Origin of the sequence: Sorangium sp. So ce131, from assembly GCF_051519095.1 — a bacterium.
Lineage (GTDB): Bacteria > Myxococcota_A > Polyangia > Polyangiales > Polyangiaceae > Sorangium.
The window spans coordinates 6900789-6924815 of record NZ_CP150455.1 but is presented as its reverse complement, the minus strand read 5'-3'; the positions used below and the strand labels follow the sequence as shown (position 1 = coordinate 6924815).

Genomic DNA, 24027 nt, shown 5'->3' with positions numbered 1-24027 from the left:
TCTTACGTACGGCTTACGGCGGCGGGCCGGCGGGCGTGCTCCCTTCGACGTCCTCGGCCCGCGGACGATCTGTCGGCGCGGCGGTCGGCTGGATCCCGGCGGCGCGGAGGGCGCTCCAGGGCGGGATGCTCCCGACGAGGACGAGCACGGCGTCGCAGGGGTGCACCCGCGCCCCCGCGGGCGAGGAGAGGGTCGCCGCGAGCCCGCCGCGCGGATCCGCGGCGAGCGCCGTCACCTCGGTCTCGAGCAGGAGGGAGAGGCGCGACGCGGCCGCAAGCCTCCGGATCTCCTCGATATTCCTCGTCTTTCCGCGACGGAACCCGCCGCCCCGGTAGGCGATGGCGACCGCGGTGTCCGGCTGGCGGGCCAGCGCGATGGCCGCTTCCATCGCGACGTCGCCGAGCCCGACGACGAGCACCCGGCTGCCGGCGAGGCTCCTGGCGTCAGCGAGGTGGTAATACACCCGGCCCTCGACCTCCGCGGGCAGCTCGAACGGCAGCCGGCGCGGCGATCCGCGCTGGCCGATCGCGAGCAGCACGCGCCGCGCCCGTCGCTCGGTCGGCGCGCCGGTCGCCCCCCCGTCGCGCGGCGCGGTCGTCACGACGAACCCGGCCGACGCCTCCGCGGCGCCGCGCGCGCCCGCGTCGGCGCCGCGCGCGCCCGCGTCCGCGCCGCCCACGTCCGTGCCAGCCGCGCGCGCTCCCGTCGCGGCGCCGGCCGCGCGCGCGATCGACAGCATCCGGGTGTCCTGCACGATGGGGAGCCGCTCCTTGCGCACGACGCGGAGCCAGTGGGAGAGAAGCTCCTCCTTGGTCGACTCCTTCAGCCACAGCTTGCCGGTCACCGGCAGGTCGAGCGGCTGGTCGAAGACCAGCTTGCCGCGCGGGAAGCTCTGGATGCTCTGCGCCACGCTGCCCTGCTCGATCACCTCGAACGAGAGGCCGAGCTCCTTCGCGCGCAGCGCGGCGCTGATCCCCGCGGGCCCCGCGCCCACGATGATCAGATCGAGCCCTGGGCCGCCCGGGCCCGCCTTCCGGAGGTCCTCCGCGATGCGCGTCGCCGCGTGCGCGCCCTGGTGGATGGCGTTCTTGATGAGCGGGAGCCCGGTGATATCGCCGGCGAGGTAAAGGCCCGGCACGTCGAGGCTCTCGAGGTCGTCGCCGAGGCGCGGGCGACCCTCGATCGGCGCGCCGCCCGCGCCGCCCTCGATCGTGAGCGACCCGTTGGGGCAGCGCTGTTCGCACAGGGTGAGGCCGCAGCACGCCTCCGGGCGGGCCACCACCGCGACGTACCGCTCGACGGCGAGCACGTCGTAGGGGCACGCGTCGACGCACGCGTAGCAGCCGAGGCAGGTGGTCGTGTCGATCACGGGCAGGCGCACGCGCGCGCCCATGGACGCGCGCAGCATCAGGTCCGCCGCGGGGGGCGCCGCCCGCCGCGCGCGCCGCGCGCGCAGGGCGTGGCCGCCGCGCGCGCCCGCGAGCGCGGCGGCGGCCGCCGCGACCCCCGCGCCCAGCCAGAGCAGCGCGCGGCGGTCCAGGGCAGCGCGCGCCGCGCCGCCCGCCGCCGCGCCCGTCACGACCGGCAACACCGCGGCGGCGTCGCGCGCGGCGTCCCACGCGAGCGCGCGATCCTCCGTGTGCTGGCCGCGGCACACGCCGCCGTCCCCGGCGCCCGGCGCGCCGCCGCGGGCCGCCGGGGCGTCCTCGGGGAGGGCGGGGCGGTGCTCGTCGAAGCAGGTGATCGGCCGCGCGTCGCCGAGCGGCGCCTGCGTCGAGGCGAGGCAGCGCGCGATCGGGTCGCGCGGCGCGGCGAGGTCGTGGCACGGCGCGCAGCTCCCGGCGGTGACGATCGCGACCGTGGCCGGCCGGCTCGGGCGGAAGGCCGTCGCCGGGAGCTCCACCTCGACGCCCGGCGCGAAGCGCACCGGAGGCCTCGCCGGATCGAACACGACCCCCTGGTCGGCGCGGTGGATGGGGTGGCACGTGGCGCAGGCCAGCGCGCCGCGCGCGAGCAGCTGCGCGTGGCTCCGGCGGATCGTGCCGTGGGCGCCGTGGCAGCCCGTGCAGGCCTGGTCCAGCGCGCGCGCGCCCGTCGTTGCGCCGTCCGTCGCTGCGTCGTCCGTCGCTGCGTCGTCCGTCGTTGCGCCGTCCGTCGTCGCGCCGGGCCGCCGCGCGGCGCTGGTCCCCTGCGCGGCGCCCGGCGCCGGCTCGGCGTGGCACGACGCGCACGTGAGCCCCGCGCGCGCGTGGGGCAGCGAGAGCGGCCCCGGCGCGGCGTGCCCGCCCGGCGGCGGGAAGAGCAGCGCCGCCGCGCCGGTGGCGACGGCGCCCGCGAGCGTGGCCGGCAGGACCCCGCGGAAGCGCGTGACGTCGGAGGTCGACTCGGCGCGGCGCGCGGCGCGCCCCCGCACCACCTCCCGCGGCTGCGCCGCGCGCTGGCGCGGATCGGACAGGTCGGCGCGGTAGAGCGTCCTCGCGAGCTCGGGAGCGCCCGCCGCCCCGGCTTGCTCCGCGGCGTCGCGGGGCGGCGCGTCCGTCCGGCTCCCGCCGCCGGCCGCGCCGCCGCCGCGCCCGGCGCTAGAGGATCGTGACATTCAGTCGGTAGAAGAAGGTCGCGTCGCCGATGAACTCCGGGGCCTTCACCCTCACGTAGTACGTGCCCGCGGCCAGATCGGCCTGCGAGAGGAAGGAGCAGTTGCCTTCCCCCGAATCGCCGTCCCACGCGAGCACGGTGACCCCGTCGTCGTCGATGAGCTCGATGTAGCTGTCGAGCCGGCCGTCCACGCACGTGCCCGTGCCGTTGTCGTGCACGTTCACGAGCAGGGTCGAGCTCGGCCCCGGCACCTCCACGGCGACCACGTCGACGTCGCGCGCGGGCCCGATCTCGGCGAGCCACGGGGCGACGTAGACGTCCGCCTGCGCGGGCGTGGCGTTGGGCTCGGTCTCGGTGAGGTAGAAGCGGCAGGTGGGGCTGCATCCATCGTTGGGAGCCGTGTTGCCGTCGTCGCACTGCTCTCCATCGGAGACGTTCCCGTCCCCGCAGACCGTCGCGACGAGCGCCACGTCGAGCCGGTACGGGAAGGTCGAACCGGCGGCGCCGGCCCCCGCCGAGACGCGAACGTAGTAGTCGCCCGCCGCGAGCCCCGGCGCGGCGGCGCGGGCGCAGCGGCCGGTCCCCCCGGCCTCGCTCCGGACGATCCGCGCGCCGCTGTCGTCCAGGATCTCGATGGCGGTATCGATCCGGTGATGAAGGCAGTCGGCGCTCGTGACGTCGGCCGTCTCCGCGACGAGATTGATGGGGCCGCTCGGCACCGTGACGCGGACGAAATCCACGTCGTTGCCCGGGGAGATGGCGGCGAAGAACGGCGCGCTGTGGACGTTGGCGGTCGCCGTGGTGTCGTTCGGCTCCACCTCGGTCGCCTCGAGGCGGCATTCGTCGCTGCAGCCGTCGTCCGGCCGCCCGACCTCGTTGTCGCACGCCTCGGAGGGATCCTGGATCCGGTCCCCGCAGACGGTCTCGCGGCTCCTCACGGTGAGGTCGAACGCGCCTGCCTGGTTCGGGTCCGCCCCGGTGACGACCACGTAGAGCGCGTCGCCCTCGCGGACGGGCACGCTGAGCCGGTTCTCGACGCCCGTGCCCGGGCTTTCGCCCCCGCACGCGATCGCCGTCGCCTCATCGTCGCACGCGCTGCGCACGATGGGGACGAGCGCCGCGTCGGTCTGGGGGGTGAGCAACACGTCGAGGAACCCGGTCGTCGTCGCGGTGAACGTGTACGCGACGCCCGGGGCCCCGAACGTGCAGTCGCTCCCGACGATCTCGTGGCCGCTCGTGTCGCCGGTCACGACCGCGGGATCCGGGAGCGCCACGGGCGCCGCGCACATGTCCGCGCAGGCCTCCGCGCAGTCCGTATCGCTGCAGTCGACGCCGCCGTCGCCGTCGTTGTCCCTGCCGTCCTGGCAGACCTCGACGCCGGCGCAGCGCGACGTGTCGAGGGCGCATCCGGGGCTGCACCCGAGCTCGCCGGTCTCGAAGCCGACGCTGCGGCAGTCCGCGCCCTGGAGATCGGGCCCGTCGCACGCCTCGCCGGCCTCGGCGACGCCGTTCCCGCAGGCTCCCGGGGCGGCGCCTCCGCCGCCCTCCGCCCCGCCGCCGGCGTCGCCGCCGTCGCCGCCGCTCGTGTGCGCCGGGGGCTTCGGCGGCGGCTTGCCCTCGTCTCCGCCGCACGCCGCCGCCCCCGCGGCGGCGAACAGCAGGGCCGCTGTCGCGGCGCCGCGGCTCACTCGGTGTCTGGACATGAATAGGTGATCTCCCAGTCCTGCACTTGAACGCCACCCCCGCCGGTGCTCGTCGGGTTGAGCGTCATCCGGACGTCCAGATACTCGCGCTGCGCGTCCGGGAGCTCCCCGAGCACGTCGAAGAGATCGACCGCGCACATCGGCGTCGAGGTCTCGTCGCACACCTGCGTGTCGGTCGGGACGGCGTGGGCGGTGGCGGCGAGCCGCACGGTCGCCGCGCCGAGATCGGCGGGATCGTCGGCCGAACGCACGTAGAACTCGACGCTCGAGTCGCCCGGGGTCACCGTCCTGTACCGGAGGAAACCCCACTGTGCCTTGCTCCCCGGCGGACAGACGCCGTGGTACCGCTCCCAGGTCGTCTCCATCGGATCGAGCTCGGTCGACACGCAGGGAACGATCGCCCGGATCCTCCCGCCCGGGTTCTCGCGCGCGGTCTCGCAGGTCTGCGGGCAGAGCTTCACGCTCGTGTTCGTCGCGTCGGCGAAGTACCAGCCGTTGCCGCACGCCCCCGCGCTGGCGACGCGCGTGAGCGGGGTCTGGGCGCCGGCGCTGCTCTCGTAGACGACGGACACCGACGCGGGGTCGGCGACGCCGGCGAGCGGGACGGTCACGTCGCACGGCAGCGCGTCCCCCCGGATCGAGACGAGCGCGGCGCCGAGGCCCTGTTGCAGCGCCGTCCCGACGCCGAGGTTGTACGCCTGCCCGCCGCCCCGGTCGGCGATGGCGTTGATGACGGTCGCGCTCGCCTCGCCGAAGCCGACCGCGTGCACGCGGACGCCGTGGTTCCGGAAGGCGTTTGCCGCCAGGTTCGCGATGGAGTTGGTGCCCGTGTTGCAGTGCGAGGGGAGGCCGTCGGTGACGAGCACGACCCCTACCTCCTCCTCCGGGTGGGCGTTCTTGTAGTTGATCGCCCAGGTCGCGGCGCCGTCCAGCGCCGGGTACATCGGCGTGTCCCCGCTGGGGAGCTCGTTCGTGATGTTGTCGATCGCGTTGATGAGCGCGAGCTCCTGCTGGTCCGTCGGTCTCGGGTCCGCGGTCAACCTCCGGGCCGCCGTGCCGTCGAACGGGACGATCGGCAGGGCGCAGCCGCCGCCGCCGGGGGGCTGGCAGCTCGGGTTGTCGTTGCAAGGCCCGGGGTTGTCGTACGGCCAGAACCTGAGCGCGACGCCGAGCCCGGCCGACTCCGGATCGGAGAAGAACGACTTCAGGGCGTTGGCCGCCGGGAGCCACCGGTCCGTGAGCCTGTCGTTCGTGGGGGAGCCGGCGGTCCGGCGCATCGAGTCGGACTTGTCGAGCGCCACGAACAGGGTCACCGGCCGGACCAGCGACACGCTCGCCGTCGCGATGCAGCCCGGAGACTCGCACGCGCCCGACTGGTAGATGCTCCCGTTGTTGCCGCACCGGCACTCGGCGACCTGCGCCGCGCCCGGAGGATTGACGAAGAGCTCCATCCCGTCGGCGAGGCCGGTGCACCCGGCCACGTTGATGCACTCGCCGGGGTCGATCGGCTCCGCCGTCGTGCAGGCGAGGGTGCCGCCGGTCGGGTTGCACGCGTTGTTGATCCGGCCTGGGGCCGAGGAGGGGAGCTGCCCCGCGCCCGCCGCGTAACGCTGGATGCGGATGCCGGCGGGGGCCTGCGTGTTCCCGCGGTTGCAGACCGGGACAGTCCCGCCGCAGGGCACGCCGATCGTGAGATCCACGCCGGCGCACTCGGGGTTCGTCTCGTTCGGAAGGTAGGACTTGCAGACGCCTTGCTGGGGGCAGCTCTCGCCGCAGACGCTCTCCACGAGGTCGACGCACTGCTCGGTCCACTCGCTCAGGCAGCAGCTCGCCGCCCCCGGTTGCGCGCAGACCTGGGCGACGCATGGATCGCAGGCCGCGCTCAGCCGGGGGCCCGTGGTGCACTTGTCGTGCGCGCACGTCGGGGTGTTGTTCGTGCAGTCGGCGCCGCACATCGTCTCGGCCAGGTTCACGCAGCTGGCGCTCCAGCTCCGCGGCGGCTCGGCGCACGTCTTGCCAGGGCAGTGGGTGGCGACGAGGGCCACGCAGTTGGCGCTCCACACGCCCGTGCAGCTGCCGCCGCTCTGCGTGCGAGTCCCCGGCGGGCATGACGTGGCCGAGGGCAGCACGCACCTGCGCGCGGCGTTGCAGGTGCTCGTGGGCGCGACCCGGGTCTGACAGTCCAGGTTCGACGTGCAGTACGGCGTGCAGCAGCGCGGATCGGCGGCGCAGATGGCCGCGATGCACGGATCGCCGCACGTCGTGTTCATGCCGATCGCCTCGGCGTTCACCGCCACGCAGGCGTCATGCGCGCAGTCGCCCGGCACGTCGGTCTTCGTGCAGCAGGTCGGATCCGCGGCGCACACCTTCGAGACGCAGCCGCTGCAGCTCGACAGCAGCGACGCGCCGGTCGCGCACACGTCGTGAGCGCACGCGCCGCTCGCCGGGTTCTCGCAGTACTGGTCGAACTGGCAGTCTTCGCTCGTGGTGCAGGGCTGGTGCGTGCCCTGCCGCGCCACGTTCTCGGGGATCTCATTGATGTCCCCGACCTCCCAGGAGTAGGTCGTGCCGGTCCCCTCGAGCGCGATCGGCCCCCCGTCGGGCGTCTCCTCGAACGACTGGCACGTCGGATCACACGGGTTGGTCGCGCAGAGCCCCCCGTCGGAAGCCTGGGAGTTGGCGAGCGGGCGAGGATACGCTCCCTCGCCGCTCCCGCTCGGCGCTGCGCCGAGCGGGGACCGCCGCATCGACATCGATCCTTCGCAGGCGCCGTAGCGCCCGCCCTCGCACCGCCGGATCCCGTCGAGGCACGTCAGCACACCTTCGTGCTCGCCGACGGTGACGTGACACTCCACCTCTTCGCCGTCGGCGCACGGGTCGCCCGTGCCCGGCCCGCCGTCGGGCCCGTCGACCGTCCCGCCCTGCGGCCCTTCGAGATCGCTGTCGTCTCCGCTGCACGCGCCGGCGATGACCGCCGAGGCCGTGAGCAGCGTGAGGAGCAGCAGCGCTCTCGGCGCCCACACCTCGGCGGAGCCTGATCGGGAGAGCGCTCCCATCCACTTGGTCGAGGGACCAGCCATCGGCTTTTCTACCTCCCACTCGGGCACTGTCGTGAAAATTGTACCTGGGCGCTGAAGGCAAAGTCCAGGCCTCTCGCCGGCGCGCGGCGGGTCGAGAGAAAACGGGTCGCAACCCACGCGCGCGCTCCGCGCGGGCGCGGCGCGGCGAGGGCGGCGCGCCGCGCGGCGCACAAACAAATGCTGCGCCTCGCAACCATTTCATAGCGAGTCCGACCTGCTGTCGTGTGCGCGGCGCCCGCCGCGGTTGCGCGCGTGTGCGTCGGCGTGGGCGCGGTCCCGGACTGCGCGCGCGCGCCGGTCATGCGCCGCGCTCACGGGCGCGCGCTCGCGGTGAGCACATGGAGCACGAGCAGCGCGGCGGCGACGCCGAAGCTGACGATGTGCGCCGGCAGACCGGCGCGGAGCGCGGCGAGGAGCGCGCGCTGGGCCGGGAGCGCGCGCAGCTCCACGGCGATGCGGATGAGCTCGGCCAGGCCGGCGAGGCGCTCGGCGCCGCGGCCCTCGAGGATCACGTCGATGCGGGCGCGCAGCGCGCGCTCCTCGGCGTGCAGCCCGCGCCCCGAGGCGAGGAGCGCGAGCGGGCCGAGGGGGCTCTGCACGTACGGCACGAGCACCTTCTCGACGAGCTTCTTCACGAGGTCGCTGCGCCCGCTCACCTCGCGGTAGAAGCGGTCGAGGAGCTCCCTGCGGGCGGCGGCGAAGTCCTCGGGGAGCGCCGCGGTGCGCTCGATCCGGGCGAGGCGCCGCGGCGCGAGCCGGTAGGCGACGGCGGTGAAGGCGCCGGCGGCCGCGGTCGCCCAGAAGACCAGGTGCAGCGCCGCGCCGAGCGTCGGGCGCCCGGACCGCGGCCACGGCGCGTGCGCGAGCGCGAGGCCCGCCGTGACGAGGCCGATCGCGAGGTGCGCGGACAGCTGCGGGCGGAGCCGGCTCTTCACGGGCGCGGCCGCGCCGACCTCGCCGCGCTCGCCGGCCTCTCCGGGCCCGTCGGCCGCGGCGCCGCGGCGCAGGCGGCGCATCCAGCCCCAGCGGGCGGCGCGCTTGGGGACGGCGTACAGCAGGAGCAGCGCGACGCCCGCGGCGGCGGCGGCGCCGGCCGCCCAGCCGGCGCCGTCGCCCGGGCGCGCGGCGCCCGCCGCGTGCGCCGACAGCCCGGCCGCGCCGATCCCGGCCGCCGCGATCGCGCTCCCGGCGAGCAGCGCCGCGTCGCCGCGCGGCGCGCCCGCGCCGCGCCCGTGCTCGCGCCGCGCCCCGCCGAGCAGGTCGCGCACGTCGGCGATCTCCTCCGCCGGGTTCACGCGGAAGAGGGAGCCCGTGGGGCAGGCCTCGACGCACGCGGGCGCGCCGTGGCCGCGGCAGAGGTCGCACTTGACGGCGACGTCCTCGAACCCGGCGCCGCCCGGGCGCGGCGCGGCGGCGGGGCGGGGCGCGATCGCGATGTTCTCCCAGGGGCACGCCTTGGCGCAGGCGCCGCAGCCGGTGCAGAGCGCGTCCCGGATGAACACCTCGCCGCCCGTGTCCTTGCCGATGGCGCCGGTCGGGCACTCGATCATGCAGGCGGGGCGCTCGCAATGCTGGCAGGAGTTCGGCAGGAGCAGGCTGCGCGGCGCCCCCTGCCCGGCGGCCTGCCGGCCGTCGTCGACCCGCGCGATCACCTTGTCCCCGCGGCGGACGAGCCGCGAGACCCCGTGTACGTCGGCGCACGACCACGCGCAGTGCCCGCAGCGGGCGCACGTCTCCAGGTCGATGACGAGGAGCGACCGCGCGACCTCCAGGCGGTAGAGGTCCCGGAAGACGTGCGCTGTGTGGCTCCGCGCGTGGCCGGCGACGATCGCCTCCTGGGCGGCCTGCTGCTCTCCGGTGATCCGCCGGAGCCGCGGGATCAGCTCAGGGTGCTTCCGCGCGAGGGCGGCGAACGTCTTCGCGGGGACCGACAGCAGCGTCGCGGCGCCGCTCGCCACGGCGCTGGCCGCCCGGACGCGGCCGGCGCCGAGCTCCACGTCGCCGAAGAAATCGCCGCGGGTGAGGTAGGCGCGCACATGGATTCTATCGCCCTCCTCGGTCTGGATCTGCACCATGCCCTCGGCGATGAGCCACAGTTCGGACGCCGGGTCGCCCTGGCGATAGACGGGTTGACCTCGCTCGAAGCGCCGATGACTCACCGCGTCAAGGAGAGTCTCGATGTCGTCGGGGGCGAGGTCGCGTGTGAACGCAAGGGTGCTGAGGAGGTCGCGTGTCGCGCTCCTCCGCAGCGCGCGCTCGAGCTTCTCGGCGAACGCGGCCTTGCCGGAGCGGCCGGCGGCGCGGCGGAAGAGGTGGACCGGGATCTCGGCGAGCACGCTGGGGGCGAGCGCGACTGCGGTGGTCCTGCGCGGCGTGCCCACGACCGCCTCTTCGCCGAGGACGTCGCCCGGCGCGGCGGCGCGCACCTCGGTTTCGCGATCGTCTCCGCGGCGTGTCGCGCGCAGGCTCAGGCGCCCGGAGGCCACGACGAAGAAGGCCCCGCCGGCGTCGCCGGCGCGATAGGCGACCTCGTCCGGGGCGAGGGAGCGGAGCCGCCCCGCCTCGGCGATCTCGCGCCGGGCGCGCTCGTCGAGCCCTCGCAGCAAGGGGGCGTCGAACACCGCTCGGGGGAAGGCGCCTGGGCGCTCGAGCGCGGCGCGGCGGGCGCCGCCGAGGCCGTCGTCCGCGGGGGACATCAGCGCGGCTCCCGGTCGCGGTGAGCGGGCAGCTGCGCCGCGCCGGCCGGGCCGCGCCACGCGACCGGCGCGCGCGGATCTGCGCCGGCAGGAGCGGTAGGACGACCCGGTCGCATAGCGCGGGACATCATCGCTCCATACCACCACGCATCATCGCTCTTGAATGCCGACATGCGCTCACTTCCCGTGGAAAATTGAGAAAAAATTGGATGAGCGTCCTGAAAAAGCCTTGACACCTAAGCCGATTAACGTGATTATCCATCCTGCTAGACTCGGCATCTTCGGCGCCAGGGTTCGTTTCGTGGCTCAGCGTGAAATGACTAGCATTTGTTCCAACCGCACATGCAAGGTCATTCAAAATTTTAAGAGGTAGAAGCATGACTAGGCGCACGACGAGTTTGGCTGTTGCATCCCTGGCTGCCGCGTCCCTCATCACGCTCGGTTCGGCGTCCGCGAGCGCCAAGGACCACGCGGATTTCGCCGTCGAGTTCGTCGAGAACACGACCGCGGACAACAACGAGTGGGGCTTGCCCTGCTCCATCGACTGGGAGGGCTACAGGGCCACGACCAAGGCGGCGTGCTTCTTCACGCTGATGCTCCAGAAGTCGATGAATTACACGGACCGGGACACCTACAAAATCTGGGGTTCGAGCAGCCCGACGTCCGCGATGTACTTCGACTGGATCAACCGGAGTCCGGTGGTCGGCGCGCCCCCTTCGCCGGAGGGCGAGTACTACTTCCGTCGCGTCACCAGGGTGGCCGACATCCAGAAGGGCGATGTCTTCGCGGTCGGCGAGGTCCGGGTCGGCAGCACCGTCACCTATGCCGGCCACACGATGATCATCACGGGCGAGCCCACCGAGATCTACCCGCAGATCAACCCGCGCTACGCGGACACGAGGCAGTTCGCGGTGCCGATCGCGGACTCGACCAACTCGTCGCACGGCTGCAACGCCTCGTACCCGGACAGCCGGTGGTCCGGGTCGTGCACCACCGGGGTCATGGCGGGAGGCGCCGGGACGGGGTATATCCGCATCTACACCTACGCGTCGACGGGCATGCTGCTCGGCTTCACCTGGAGCGTCACCTCCTCCACGTCGAGCTACTACTCCCCGACGGCGCGGCCTTACCGGATCGGCCGGCTGTGGAAGCTGCCCGAGCCGGAGTCGACCGACCTGCCCCCGCCCCCTCCCTGATCCGCGCGTCCGCGCGCGACGAGGCCGGTGAGCCGAGCTCCCGAGCCCTCTTCCAGCGAAGCCCTCACCCCGCAGGCCGGGGTGGGGGCTCGCCCCTTTTTGTACGCCGTCCTGCCCGGCTCTCTGCCTGTTCGGCGTCTCCATCGCGCGGGCCTCCGCCTCAGGGGATCTCCGCCTCGGCCCGCGCGAGCTCGACGACCTCGAGCCGCGCGAGCATCGCGTCCGTGACGAGCGGGCCAGTCGGCCGCAGGCCGCGCCGCGCCTGCTCCCGCTCGTAGGCGGCGAAGGCGCGGATGAGGAAGGGCGGAAAGGCCCGGAAGAGCAGCCTCGCCTCCGCGCGGAAGGGGCCGCGCCGGCGCTCGGTCGAGAGCTCGTAGGTGTACCGGAGCGGCACGCCGGGCGGGACGGAGCGCGTGTCGATGATCGCGTCCGGCCCTTTGACGACTCCGCGGCTCGCGTCCAGCGCGCCGACCGGGAAGTAGACCTCGAAGAAGGCGTTCAGCCCGGCGAGGTTCGAGCCGCACGCCCCGGTGTCTTGGTCGTAGTCGCCGTCCACGAACCGATCGGCGTGGTGCAGCCCCTGGCCGGTCCCCGGCTGACAGGTGCCGTCCGCGGCCACGACGCCGATGCAGCGGACGCACCGCAGGAACCCGTTCTGGAAGTTGATGAGCCCTCGCCCCCGGAACGAGGTGCCGCCGCGCTGGGGAGGCGGGTCCCAGCGGGGGACGTCAGGGCCGTCGCGCACGTCGGCGCCGAACAACCCCCCGCGCGCGCCCGCCGCCCCGAAGGGGTCGTTCGCGTCAGGGCGGGTGGTCACCCGGGCAAACACCTTGTCTCTCAGGTCCTCCTCGGCGGCGTCGACGCGGCCGACCTCGTAGAGCACCCGCCCGGCGCCGTCCCTGACCACGAGGTGGATCCAGATCTCGCGCTCCTGGCTGAACCCGGCAGGCACCTTGTGCCCGGCGCCGACGTTCTCGATCTCGACCGGGATCTCGAGGCGGTCGGAGGTCGCGCCCGCGCGCCGCGCGGCGCCGAGGCCGAAGCGGAAGGTGCGTCGGAGGAGCAGATCGCGGCGGCGGCGGGCGCCGGCCGGGACGCCGTGCACGTCGACCGCCGCCTCGTCGATGAGCGCGCCGGGGAACTCGTCCGAGAGCGGCACGTCGACGCCCGAGAAGTAATGGGTCGCGACGTCGGCCAAGGACGTGGCGTGATCGGCGACCCGGCCTCGCGGCCGCGACCCCGGCGGGCGCGGCGCGAAGCGTGTACCCGGCGGGCACCCGGGATCCTCCGCCGTCGCCGGCGCGGCGCCCGCCTCGCAGACGCCCGGGTACGTGCTCATGTGGCAGTCCTGGCAGGTCGCCGCGCGGCGGCCCGCGCGCTCCTCGGCGCTCGCCCATTCCGACCACTCGGTGTAGGCGTTGCGCAGGCGCTTGAAGTGCTCGCCCCGCGCCGCGCCGAGGCTGTCGGTGCCGAAGAGGCGCACGTCGTGGCACGCCCCGCAGAACTCGCTCGATCGCAGGTAGGCCCTCGCGCTCGCCGACGGTCGCCCGTGCACGATCGGCTCGTCGGGGCCGGCCGGCGCCGGCGGCGGGCGCCCGGCGCGCAGGCCTGCGCCCTGGCCCGCTGCGAGCAGGAGCTCCTCGGGGCGCAGCGCATAACCGCTGTTCGCGATCCCGAACAGGCCGCGCGTGTCCTCGGGCCGCGCCGCGAAGACGGCGCCCGTGGTGAACGACCTCCACGTCGGATTGCCCCGATAACCGGCGCGATCGCCCGGGCTGACCGGGCCGTGCACCTGGTGGCAGAAGCCGCAGGAGATCCCCTCCAGCCCGCGGCGGGTGAGCAGGTCGCGCACGGGGAGGCGCGCGCGGGGATCGCCGCCGGGGCGCCCGTCCCACGCGGGCATGGCGGCGTCGAGGTTCTCCGCCGGGCTGTGGCAGTTCACGCACCAGTGCTCGCCGCCCGAGCCGGTGACCACGACGCCGCTCTGCCGGTCGCGGCACGCGCGCGCGGGATCGGCCTTGCGCAGGATGCCCGCGCCGTTCGGGCAGTCGACGTCGCGCCCGACCTGCTCCTCGATGAGGCTCTCCAGCGCGTTGAAGAGCGGGCTCTTCACCGAGTGCGCCATCACCGAGCGGCGCCACTCCGCCGCCTGGCGGCTGTGGCACGCGGCGCAGTCCTCCGCCGCCGTGTGCTGCGCGCCGAGCGGCTGCACCTGCGCGACGGGGGCCGCCGGTCGCGCCGGCGGCGGCGGCGCGGCGCGCGGGAGCGCGAGCGCGGCCAGCGCGACGAGCGCGCCGGCGCCGATCGGCGCGAGCCGCGCGAGCTGGGCGCGGCGCGCGCCCGCGCCTTCGGGCGGCTGCGCCGGGCGGCGGGCGCGCCCTTCGGTCGGGCGGTCGGGCTCGCGCGGCGCGGCGCCGTCGCCGCCAGCGCGGCCGGCGGCCGCGCCGTCGCGCCGCGGGGGACGGGCGTCGCGCGGCGTCGCCGCGGGCGCGCCGTCGTCGCGCGGCGGCGCCGGGGGCGCGCCGTCGTCGCGCGGCGGCGCCGGGGGCGCGCCGTCGTCGCGCGGCGGCGCCGCGGCCGCGCCCTCGTCCAGGAATCCGTTCAGCGCGCCCGCGATCCCCTCGGCGCGCGGCGGCCGCTGCGCGGGATCCGGGTGGAGCAGCCTCAGGACGTAGCCTTGCAAGCCGGGGGGGAGCGAGGCGGCGATCGCCTCGACGAACGGCGGCGGCTCGCGGCGCGCGGCCTCGTCGAGCGCGTGCCGCAGGCCGGCGCCCGAGAACGGGTGCTCGCCCGCGAGCAGACGGTAGAGCACGAGGCCGAGGGCGTAGCGGTTCGCGGCGCTGTCCCAGACCGCGCCGTCGGCCTGCTCGGGTGGCGTCCAGAGCGGCGGGATCCCTGCGGAAACGCGCGCGCCCTCGGCGCGCGGCTCCGAGCCGGCGCCGCGGTCCGGCGGCGCTCCGACGAGCGCCGCGACGAGCGTGTTCGCGGCCAACGCCACCTGGCCCGCGTCGTCCACGAGGATCGCGTCGGGCGAGAGCGGGCCGGGGAACAGGCTGGCCCGCTCGCAGGCGGCGAGCGCGCGGGCGATCGGGATCCCGATCCGGAGCGCCTCGGTGAACGGCCACGGGCCGCGCCGCGCGCGCATGCGGTCCGAGAGCGGCTCGCCGGCCAGCCGCCGCACGAGCCACACGCGCGCGCCGCCGGGGCTCTCCGCGTCGGCGCGCGCCTCGCGTGCCGGCGCGGCGGCCACGCCGCCGTCGACGAAGCCGCCGACGCCCGCGCTGCCGAGCGCGAGCAGGCGCGCCGCGACGGCCTCGAGCTCCGGCGCCGCCGCGCCGCCTTGGTCGGCGGCGCCGAGCCGCCACAGCTCGTCGGCGGCGCCGCAGCGAAAGCGCGCGGCGCGGCCGACCGCCGGGAGGGCCGCGCCTTCCGGGTAGCCCGCCTGCTCGGGGGGCGCTCGCCTCACCGCGCCCCCGGAGGCGGCGCCGGCGCCGCGGCGCTGGCCGGCGCCGCCGGCGCGCTCGACGCCGAGCGCAGCGCGCACGTCCCGAGGCCGGCGAGCGCCGACAGCGCCACGATGATCGCGATCGCGATCCCCGCCGGCACGTCGCGCGTCCGGTCGATCTGCTCGACCAGCGCGATCGTGTCGGCGCGCGGCGCGCCCGCCCCGCCGTCGGCGCGCGCCTGTCCCGGCGCGCTCGCGCGCTCCGTGTTGCCCGGGGCTCGCGGCGCGCTGCCCGGCGCCGGGGTGCGCTCGCCGGCGCTGGCGCCGCGGGACGCCGGGGCGCGCTCGCTGGCGCCGCGGGGCGCCGCCGCCGCGGCCAGGAACGGCTCCAGCCGGTCGACGACGTCCTGCGCGAGGTACGGGCGATCCTCGGGCGCTTTCTCGAGCAGCTGGAACAGAAGCTGCTCGACGCCCCGGGGCAGCCCGCTGCGCACGTCGTCCCCGAGCGGCGGCGGCTCGGCCGTGCACTGGAGGTTGAGCAGCTCGCGCGGCGAGGCCGACTGGAACGGCGGGCGCCCCGAGAGCGCCTCGTAGAGGATGAGCCCGAGGCAGTAGAGATCCGAGCGGTGATCGATGGAGCGCGCGTCGACCTGCTCCGGGCTCATGTACTGCAGGGTGCCGACGCTCTGCGTGTTGGTCTGGTTCATCGCCTCCACGACCTTGGCGATGCCGAAGTCCATCACCTTCACGGCGCCGTCCTTCAGCACCATGATGTTCTCTGGCTTGAGATCGCGGTGGATCACGGGCGGCTGTTGCCCGTGGGCCGCCGAGAGCGCGCTCGCCACGCTGGACGCGATCCGCACCGCCTCCTGCCAGGGGAGGCGGCCGGCGTCGGCGAGCGCCGAGCGGAGGGTCTCCCCGTCGAGGAGCTCGAGCACCATCACGAGCTCGCCGGACGCCTCGATGCTGGCGAGGCTCCTGACGATGTTCGGGTGCTCGAGGTGCGCGAGGATCTGCATCTCGTTCAGGAAGAGCCGCCGCCCCTGCTCGCTCCGGGCGAGCTCCGGGCGGAGCACCTTGAGCGCGACGCGCCGGCGCGACAGGCGCTCCTCGCCCTCGTAGACCTTGCCCATCCCGCCCTCGCCGATGAGGCGTCGAACGAGGTACTCGCCGATCTGATCCATGCGCGCCGTCTCCTCTCCCAGGCCGGGCGTCTCTTGTACGTACGAGCGGGTCCCAGGGCTTACACCGAACCGAGCGCCGTCCCGGATCCCCCCGGCGCGCTGGCGCGCGGACGGAGGGCGGACGCCGCGCGCCGCCTCCAGGGTCGCCGTTCGCGCGGGCCGGTCCCCGGTCAGGAGGATCGCGGCTCTGCGCCGCCCGGGGTACCGAATTCCGACGCCGCATCGAAGGATCGCGGTGGTAGAGTCGGCCCCGTGCGCCCACGCGGCTCGTCGCTCGCCCGAGCAGCGTTCCTGGCGGTCGGGGTCTGCGCGTGCTCGCGGACCGCGGCCGAACCGGAGCCGCCGCCGCCGGCGGTCTCCAGCGCGCCCGGGGTCGAGCCGCTCCGGTGGGACGTCCCGGGGGGCTGGGCCGCGCTCGACGCGCCGCGCGGCGGCCCGCAGAAGGTGGTGTACCGGGTGCCTCGGTCGGCCGACGACAAGGACGATGTCGAGGTGCACGTCCTCTGGTTCGGGCTGGGGAGCCAGGGAGACGTCGAGTTGAATTTCAAGGAGTGGTTCTCGCAGTTCGACGGCGATGTCGGGGCGAGGGCCAAGCGCGGCGCCTTCGAGGTGCGCGGCATGCGCGTCGAGACGGTGGAGGTGAGCGGCACGTACACGATCGCGCTCGGACCGAAGGCCCGGGCCCGCAAGCGGGCGCCGGTGGAGATGGTGAAGGACGGCTACCGGCTCCTCGGCGCGGCGGTGAGGACGCCCGATCGCGGCACCTGGTTCTTCAGGATGGTGGGGCCGGACGAGACCGTGCAGTCGGCGCGCTCGGCGCTCCGGAACCTGCTGGAATCGGTGCGTTGAGCACGTCAAGCACGTTCGGCGCGAGCGACACGGCAGGTTGCCCGCGCAGCGCTCGCGGTGAGCTCCGGGCCTGTGGTAGGTTGCGCGCCACCATGGAGGAGCGAAAGCGAGACGCCCGCCCGCCGGCCGAGGTCTTCCGCGTCGAAGCCGAGGCCGCGGCGGAGCAGAACCGGCTCTGCGAGGAGAGCAAACATCAGGTCGCGAGCCGCTGCCCCGAGTGCGGCAGCCTGGGCAGCATGGAGCTCGTCGATGGGGTCATGCGCTGCATCGACTGCGATGAGGTGGTCGCCGCAGCGCGACAGCTGTCCGGCTTCGGCCGCCGCTGAAACGACAAAGCGCAGCGAGAATTCAGTGCGACTGAAACTGAACGCTGGGCGCTGAATGTGCGGGACGTCGGTGGTCGCGGTGGGGGATCGCTCAACGACGTGCTAGACACGCGAACACTGAATGTCGGACAGAATCCGGCCAAAATTCGTCTAGACAGACAGAACAGGCAGAACAGACAGACGTGCCGGAAGAGCTCGCTTTTTCCTGATGATTTCCGGAGCGAGCCGTGACTATTCTGTAACTATTGGCGTCCTCGCGCCGAGCTCAGTTTCTCGCCTCGGACGGTGCACAGAAGTGCAGCCGGCCAGGCAGCTGGGGTGGAGTCGCCAGGTTGCAGCGTTGTAAGGAGTTCGGAGATGAAGCAGATCGCAGCGGAAGGCTCGGACCATTTGTCGCGGGAGCCAAGCCAGGGATCCCGGGCGACGACGGCACGAGGCGCGAGCGGAGGCCTGCTCATCCTGATGATCGAGGACAGCGCGGTGAAGACCTTCGGCACCGCACCAGACGGTGAGTTAACCAACGGCTCGCGCTGGTCCCGCAAGAAACGCTGACGCCGGGGCGCTCCAGGCGCTCGCCGGGACAGGCCTCGAGGCGGGCCCCACGCTGCGCCGGCCGCATGGCGGCGCCTCGGGCCGCGGGGTCGCCGTTTTTTCGCCCGCTCCGCTGAATCGTGGCACCTCGTCGGTGTGGACACCCGGGGAACGAAGCGGACAGGGAAGGTCTTGGCGCTCGCGGCCGCGCTCGGCGGCGCAGCGCTCGTTTCAACGCTGGGGTGCGGTGACCCGAGCGACGCCATCGCGCGGATCGCCCGGGAAGAGCCGCCCGCGCTGAGCCGCGCCGCCCAGGCCAGGCCGGGCGCCGGGCCAGAGGGGCCGGCGCGCGCAGCCGCCCCGGGGTTGCCGAAGGGCGGCACGCCGCCGCTCGCCGCGGCCGCGGACGGCGACGCGGCGGCGGAGGGCAGCGGCGACGCGGGGCGCCTCGAGCAGGGGAGCACGTCCCCCTCGGCGCGCGGTTCGGCGCGGGGGAGGCGCCGCAGGTCGGGGTCGGCCGGAGAGGTGATCGCCCAGGAGGGCGCTGGGCGCGCGGCGCAGGACGCCGGCGAGGAGCGCGCCGCCGCGGCGCCGGAGCTCCAGGTGACGCGGCTCGTCGTGTCGCGGGGCATCACCGGCCGCGAGCCGCTCGAGCCGGCGACCTCGTTCGTCAGCGCGGAGATCGACCGCCTCTACGCCTTCGTCGAGCTCTCGAACAAGGCGCGGGCCACCTCGGAGATCACCGTCACCTTCACGCCGCCCGACGGGGGCGCGCCGCTGCCCATCCGGCTCGCGGTCGGCGCAGAGCGGCGCTTCCGCACGTGGGCGGCGACGCGCAAGGCGCGCGCCGCCGGGGTCTGGGCGGTCACGGTCGGCGACGCGGCAGGCAACGAGCTCGCGCGCACCTCGTTCACGATCACGAAGTAGGGAGACACCCGTGGTTTGCAAGTTGCGCTCGCGCCCGTCGCTCCTCCAGCGCGCCGGTGCCGCTGCCGTCCTGGTCATCGCTTTCTTCGCGGGCGGCTGCGCCTCGGTGCCCGCGTCCCAGCCCGAGCTCTCCGCGTCGGGACGCCCCTCGTCGTCTGCGCGTGGTCCCGCGCACGTGGGGCTCAACTTCTGGCTGCCCGACGGACCTGCGGCCAGGGTGCTGTCGCTCCAGGTCCAGGACCTCGACCTCGACGAGGCCGAGCCGCCCGAGATCGCCCCGCGCGCGCCGGCGGAGCGGCCGCGGAGCGCGCCGTCGCTGGGGCGCGAGGAGGCGCGCGAGCACGTCCGTTACGTGGTGCTGCCCGGCGTCGATCTCGCGCCTGCCGTGGAGCAGAAGGTCGCGGAGATCGCCGAAGCCTATTTCCGGCGGACCGGAAAGGAGCTCGTGGTCACGAGCGGCACGCGGGACCCAGCGCGGCAGGCCGAGGCGATGCTCGGGCTCTTCCGGCACGGGGCCGACGTGCTCGGCCTGTACCGGGACAAGGCGGCGGCCCGCGAGATCAAGAGCGCCTACGAGGAAGCGGTCTCGGCCGACGAGCCCTCGGAGGCCGTGATCGAGGGCCTGGAGCAGGTGATCCGCGCCCAGATCGAGCGCGGCGTGTTCATCTCGGCGCACCTCCGGGAGGGCGCGGTGGACATCCGGAACCGCGACATGACGGCCTCCGAGAGGCGCGCCTTCCTGGAGGGCGTCGAGGAGGTCGGCGGCGTGCTCGCGCTGGAGGAGTCGCGGCCGCCGCACTACCACCTGCAGGTCGAGTGAGCCCGGAAGCCCGGCAGGTGGACAGAGCGCCTCCCGGGCGGACGCCGCCTGTCCAGCGGCGGCACGTCAGTAGTCGTAGTACCTGACGATCTCTCCGGACAACCTGTTCGCCCAGTAGACGCCCGTCTCGTCCGCCGCGATCCCCATCGGCTCCTTCTGGCCCAGCGCGATCACGACCTCGGGGGCGGACTTGTCCTTCCGGACCTTGTAGACGACGCCCGCGTCCTTGTCCGTGACGTAGAGGTAGTCGCCGTGGGCCGCGATGCCATTGGGCCTCACGGAGCCCTGGAAGAGCGACACCGAGGCCTCGTCGGGCGACGCCGTCCGCGGGCGCCGCATGACGCTGTCCGAGGTGACCCAGTAGAGGTTCTCGTTATCCAGCACGATCTGGCGCGGCCCGAGCGTGGTGTCTGTAACCGAGGTCGCCTTGGGCTCCGCTTCGCTCAGGTCGATGACGTAGATCTCTTCGTCCGCGTCGTCCGTCCAGTAGATGTGGTCGCCGTCCGCCGCCACGCCGGCGGGCACGGTGCCCTGCACCAGCCACTTTCGACCGCTGCTGCCGTCCTTGGGAATCCAGGTGATGCCCTCGGCGCCGGGCCGCGCGCTGTAGACGTTCGCGTCGTTCAGCGCGATCGCCACCGCCTCGCCGCAGCTGCCCCAGAGCGTCTCCCCGCTCGCGGCCGGAAACGCCGCCTGCTTCGATAGCCGCCACAGCTTGTCACGGTCCTTGTCCGGATCCCCGTCCTCGAGCTCCGCGCAGTCGAGGCTGTAAGCGAGGTCGGTGGTCGACCAGTAGATCTGCGCCGCGTCCACCGCGAGGGCGTGCGGCGCCTCGTGGGAGGGCTTGATCAGATCGATGACCTCCAGGTGGTCCTTGACCTGCTTGCGGAGCGCGCCGCCCTGGAACTCCCCCTCGGGCCCGTCGTTGCCCTCGGTGATCCAGTAGACCGCCTCCTCGTCGAGCGCGACGGCGAGAGGACCTGGCTGGTCGCTGGCGATCGTGACGAGCTCGAACGCCTGGCGCTCCTCGAGCCCCGCGATCTGCGCGCAGCCGAGCAGAACCGGCGCGATCGCGGCGAGCGCCGCGGCAGCCACGCCTGAGCTTCGCATCACCATCGGCCTCCGAGCATCACGCGACCCCCGTCCGAGGCGACGCCGGGCGCGACCCAGAGCCGCCGCTCTCCCGCGGCCGTCTTCTCCGGCGACGGGGACATCAGCACCAGCGCGACGCCGGCGCCGAGGCACGCCAGCCCGGCGCCCACCGTGACGGTCGAGACCATCGCGGTCGTCCGGGCGTCCTCGTTCATCGCGACGTCCGCCGGGCTGCAGCCGAAGCTGCCGCTGCAGCCGTCCTCGACGTCGGCCGCCTTCCGGAGCGTCAGCACCCCGAGCACCGCGCCCACGCCGAGGCTCGCGACGCCGACGCCGCCGGCGATGAAGCCCAGCGTGCGCATCGGGCTGCCCGCGGAACCGGACCCGGGCGCCGCCGCGGTCGAGCTCGCCGGCGGCGGAGGCGCCGCGGCGGGGCGGGGGGGAGGGGGGGACGGCGCCGCCGGCGCCGGCGCGGGGACATCCGCGAGGGGCGGGACGGTCACCTGCTTCGTGCCCGACCCCGGCTCGAGCGTGACCTGCTGCGACCAGGGCTGCTTGCCCGGCGCCTTCGCCTCGATCGCCGCGGCGCCCGGATCGACCGGGATGCCCGAGCCCGTGGCCGCGGCCGCGCTCAGCTCCTTGCCGTTCAGCGTGATCACCATCCCCGGCACCGGCTGCGCCACCTCCAGGGCGAGGCGCGTCAGGCGCGCCTCCAGCGCCGCCGCGCGCTTCGCCGCGAACTGCGAGCGATCCTGCTGCCCGATGCCCGCCGACAGCGCGGACGCCTCCTTGAACTCGGCCCACGCGCTCGCCGTCTTGCCCTCCTTCTCGTGGCAGACCGCGAGGTTCAGCAGCGTGCCGACCGTGGGGTCGACGCGCTGGCTCTCGGCGAGCTTCGCGCACGCTTCCGGGATCTTGCCCTCATCCATGAGCTTCTTGCCGTCCTGGAACAGCCCCTCCGCAAGGGCCTTGTCGGCCGCCGTCGGCTGGGCCTGCGAGGCCAGCGGCAGGCCCATGGCGGAGAGCAGCGCGAGCCATGCGCCCGCGTTTCGCGCTCGGAACAATCTCAATGGCGACTCCTCAGCATGTCAGCCTCGCTCGCCGGCCTCGCCGGCGCATGCGGTCTCGGCGCGGGGCCTGGCCTGACCGGCGCCCCGGAGGCCATGACCCTCGGCCGTGATGCGGATTCAGCTCCTGACGGAGACCCCGTCGGCGCCGGCGCCGCGGGCTCCACCGCCGAGGCCAGGCCCGTCGCGCCGACCCCGGCAGGGGCGGGCTCGCTCGGCACCGGCGGCGCGGCCGACGCGGGCGGCGCGAGCCGCGCGGCGCCGGCCGGCTCGCGCGCCGCGGCGGAGCTCGCCTCGCTCGGCGCCCCGCGCGGGGAGGCGATCAGCCACACGCCCGCGCCCGCGACGCCGGCGAGCACGGCCAGGCCGGCGGCGACGATCAGCCTGCGCCGCGACCGCCGGCGGGAGGTCGTGCGCGTCCAGGACGCGCCGGAGAGCCGGTCGCTGTCCTCGGGGCCCCGCGAGTTGAGCAGCGTCTGTCCCGCCGGCGACGCCGCGCCGATCGCGCTCTGGATGCGCGAGGTCGAGAGCTTCGCGAAGCTCGACCCGAGCGGCTCGAGCGCCTGCGCGAGCTTGCCGACGTTCGCGTACCGCGCGGTCACGTCGCGCTCCAGGCAGCGCTCGACGATGCGCTCCAGCGTGGCCGGCGCGTCGCCGCGCTTGTCGCGCAGCCGCGGCACCGGCTGGTGCAGGATGTTCGCCATCACCGCCGCGACCGTCTCGCCCTGGAACGGCGGCTCGCCCGTCACGAGCGTGTACAGGAGCACACCGAACGACCACACGTCGGCGCGCCCGTCGACGCTCTTCGGGGCCATCATCTGCTCCGGCGACATGTATCCGGGCGAGCCCATCACCTGCTTGGTCGACGTGAGCCCCGGCTCGGCGGGCGAGTCGAGCCCTTGCCCCTTCGAGATGCCGAAATCGAGGACCTTGATGTGCCGCGTCCCGTCGGCGTTCTCGGCCAGGAACAGATTCGAAGGCTTGATATCCCGGTGCACGATGCCGGCCGCGTGCGCCTCGGCCACCGCCTCGAGCGCCTGCAGCACGTAGTCGACCGCGTCCTGGATGGGCAGCGGGCCGCGGGTCTCGATGGCCTGCTGGAGATCGAGCCCGCTCAGGAACTCCATCACCATGAAGGGCACGCCGCTCTCCGTGGTGCCGACGTCGAACACGCGCGCGACGTGCTCGCCCTGCAGGCGCTTGGCCGTGCTCGCCTCACGCAGGAATCGGGCCACCGCCTCGTGGTTCGAGAGGGCGTCCAGGCGCAGGATCTTGATGGCGACCGGGAGGCCGAGCTCCTCGTTGCGCGCCGCGAGCACGACGCCCATCCCGCCGATGGCCACGACCCGCTCGACGCGGTACTTGCCGCCGATGAGCTCTCCGGGCTGGGCCAGCGGTGCGAGCAGCTGCGCGGTGCGGTCGGGGGTCACGGCTGGCGCTCGAGCCTACATGAACGGACTCCTTTTTCCGAGACCTGCGCGAGGTCGAGCGACCTTTGTCGCAGGCCAGCAGCTTTCGCCGCCCGCGAGCGTCGCCCACCGGCGCGATGCGCGCCCGCATCAAGCTGCCTCGGCCGGTCAGCCCCGGGGGAAGAGGCCGTGCCTGCCCGCTGCGCGGAGCGCGTCGAGCCCAGCCTGCATGACCGCGACGATCCGCTCGAACGCGCGCTCCACCTCGGCCGGGTCGTCCGCGGCCTCCCGGGGCAGCCCGAGGTGCAGCGGGCGCAACATGCGTGTGTGGATCTTCACGGGGGGCGGCACGTGGGGGATGGGGACGCCGACGATGAGCCCCCACGGCAGCGCGAGGCCGAGCGGCGCGACGTTCGAGCGCGCGATCCGGGGGAGGCGGAGCCACTCGGCGAGCCTGCGCCCGTCCGTGGCGATGTAGAGCGACTGGTGCGCGCCCACGCTCACGACGGGCACGATCGGCACGCCCTCGCGGATCGCGAGCCGGACGAAGCCGCGGCGCCGGCCGAAGCGGATCGTGTACTGCGCCGAGGTGGGCTTGCAGGCGTCGAGATCTCCGCCGGGGAAGACCAGCACCGCCGCGCCCCGCGCGAGCGCCCGGCGCGCGTTCTCCTGGCTCGCGGCGATGGCGCCGCACGCGTTGAGCCAGATCCCGGCCTTCGGGACGCTGAACGGGAGGTCGTGCATGAGCCCGTAGGCCGGGCGCGAGGGCCCGTAACGGCGCCAGAACGCCGTCATGTGGCAGTACATATCCGGCATTCCGGTCATCGCGTTGTGGTTGCTGACGCCGAGGAAGGGGCCTTCGGGCAGCTCCTCTTCAATCTCGGTCTCGCAGCGGAAGTAGTCGTCGTAGAAGAGCCCGAGCAGCGGGAGCAGCCGGGCGATGAACGCCGGATCGCGGGCGTCGAGGTCGTTCGGGCGGGGGCGCTCGCGGCCTTTTTCTCTCAGCGCGGCGAGCGCGTCCTTCACGAGATCGAGGCCGGGGCGGGTCTCTCTTGGCAGGGTCAGCACCGGTCCTCTCGCCCTAACCTGCGGCGCGCCCGAGGGGAA

At 74.5% G+C, this 24027-nt stretch carries 16 protein-coding genes; 6 read left to right on the top strand and 10 right to left on the bottom strand.

The features are described 5' to 3' along the window. Positions 1–13: 13 nt before the first annotated feature. The 4 genes from WMF43_RS25285 to WMF43_RS25270 all read right to left on the bottom strand — a co-directional run bounded on the left by WMF43_RS25285 (position 14) and on the right by WMF43_RS25270 (position 10074). Entirely contained in the window at positions 14–2596 is a 2583-nt protein-coding gene (locus WMF43_RS25285) for an NAD(P)-binding domain-containing protein (protein WP_437683833.1), read from the bottom strand. Continuing rightward, complete coding sequence (locus WMF43_RS25280; protein WP_437683831.1) at positions 2580–4298, bottom strand: pre-peptidase C-terminal domain-containing protein; 1719 nt, start codon at positions 4296–4298, stop codon at positions 2580–2582. The genes WMF43_RS25285 and WMF43_RS25280 overlap by 17 nt, the downstream gene beginning before the upstream one ends. Further along, positions 4280–7378, bottom strand: a complete 3099-nt coding sequence (locus tag WMF43_RS25275) for a vWA domain-containing protein (RefSeq protein WP_437683829.1) — start codon at positions 7376–7378, stop codon at positions 4280–4282. The genes WMF43_RS25280 and WMF43_RS25275 overlap by 19 nt, the downstream gene beginning before the upstream one ends. A 311-nt stretch (positions 7379–7689) precedes the next feature. Next, positions 7690–10074: a cyclic nucleotide-binding domain-containing protein gene (locus tag WMF43_RS25270; protein ID WP_437683827.1), complete on the bottom strand. Its 2385-nt coding sequence runs from the start codon at positions 10072–10074 to the stop codon at positions 7690–7692. 398 nt (positions 10075–10472) lie between these two features. Here WMF43_RS25270 and WMF43_RS25265 point away from each other — a divergent pair, with 398 nt between their 5' ends. Further along, positions 10473–11270, top strand: coding sequence for a hypothetical protein (locus WMF43_RS25265; RefSeq protein ID WP_437683826.1), 798 nt, complete (start codon positions 10473–10475; stop codon positions 11268–11270). Between the two features lie 160 nt (positions 11271–11430). On the opposite strand, the gene WMF43_RS25260 is transcribed toward WMF43_RS25265, so the two are convergent. Together WMF43_RS25260 and WMF43_RS25255 are read right to left on the bottom strand one after the other, a co-directional pair. Further along, on the bottom strand, positions 11431–14814 hold the full coding sequence (locus WMF43_RS25260) for a serine/threonine protein kinase (RefSeq protein ID WP_437683825.1): 3384 nt from the start codon (positions 14812–14814) through the stop codon (positions 11431–11433). After that, on the bottom strand, positions 14733–15899 hold the full coding sequence (locus WMF43_RS25255) for a serine/threonine protein kinase (protein WP_437683823.1): 1167 nt from the start codon (positions 15897–15899) through the stop codon (positions 14733–14735). Before WMF43_RS25255 ends, WMF43_RS25260 begins: the two co-directional genes overlap by 82 nt. Positions 15900–16151: 252 nt before the next feature. Between WMF43_RS25255 and WMF43_RS25250 the strand changes: the two genes are divergently transcribed. From WMF43_RS25250 to WMF43_RS25230, 5 genes are all read left to right on the top strand, one after another. Further along, on the top strand, positions 16152–16748 hold the full coding sequence (locus WMF43_RS25250; RefSeq protein WP_437683822.1) for a hypothetical protein: 597 nt from the start codon (positions 16152–16154) through the stop codon (positions 16746–16748). A gap of 92 nt (positions 16749–16840) precedes the next feature. After that, positions 16841–17074: a hypothetical protein gene (locus tag WMF43_RS25245; protein ID WP_437683820.1), complete on the top strand. Its 234-nt coding sequence runs from the start codon at positions 16841–16843 to the stop codon at positions 17072–17074. 357 nt (positions 17075–17431) lie between these two features. Continuing rightward, positions 17432–17626: a hypothetical protein gene (locus tag WMF43_RS25240; protein WP_159397320.1), complete on the top strand. Its 195-nt coding sequence runs from the start codon at positions 17432–17434 to the stop codon at positions 17624–17626. Between the two features lie 135 nt (positions 17627–17761). Then, the gene (locus WMF43_RS25235) at positions 17762–18532 is read left to right on the top strand and encodes a DUF2914 domain-containing protein (RefSeq protein ID WP_437683818.1); all 771 of its coding nucleotides are present in this window, start codon (positions 17762–17764) and stop codon (positions 18530–18532) included. A 10-nt stretch (positions 18533–18542) separates the two neighbouring features. Then, entirely contained in the window at positions 18543–19352 is an 810-nt protein-coding gene (locus WMF43_RS25230) for a hypothetical protein (RefSeq protein ID WP_437683816.1), read from the top strand. 66 nt (positions 19353–19418) lie between these two features. Here WMF43_RS25230 and WMF43_RS25225 read toward each other — a convergent pair whose 3' ends face one another. The 4 genes from WMF43_RS25225 to WMF43_RS25210 form a co-directional block, all read right to left on the bottom strand. After that, positions 19419–20462 (bottom strand): hypothetical protein, encoded by a 1044-nt coding sequence (locus tag WMF43_RS25225; protein ID WP_437683815.1) that lies wholly within the window; start codon positions 20460–20462, stop codon positions 19419–19421. Continuing rightward, a complete protein-coding gene (locus WMF43_RS25220) occupies positions 20462–21514 on the bottom strand; it encodes a hypothetical protein (RefSeq protein ID WP_437683813.1) in 1053 nt (350 codons plus the stop codon). Before WMF43_RS25220 ends, WMF43_RS25225 begins: the two co-directional genes overlap by 1 nt. Then, positions 21511–22941, bottom strand: coding sequence for a protein kinase domain-containing protein (locus WMF43_RS25215; RefSeq protein ID WP_437683811.1), 1431 nt, complete (start codon positions 22939–22941; stop codon positions 21511–21513). Before WMF43_RS25215 ends, WMF43_RS25220 begins: the two co-directional genes overlap by 4 nt. Before the next feature lie 147 nt (positions 22942–23088). Further along, positions 23089–23988 carry a 1-acyl-sn-glycerol-3-phosphate acyltransferase gene (locus tag WMF43_RS25210; protein WP_437683809.1) on the bottom strand — a complete coding sequence of 300 codons (900 nt, stop codon included), beginning with the start codon at positions 23986–23988 and terminating at the stop codon, positions 23089–23091. Positions 23989–24027: the final 39 nt, after the last annotated feature.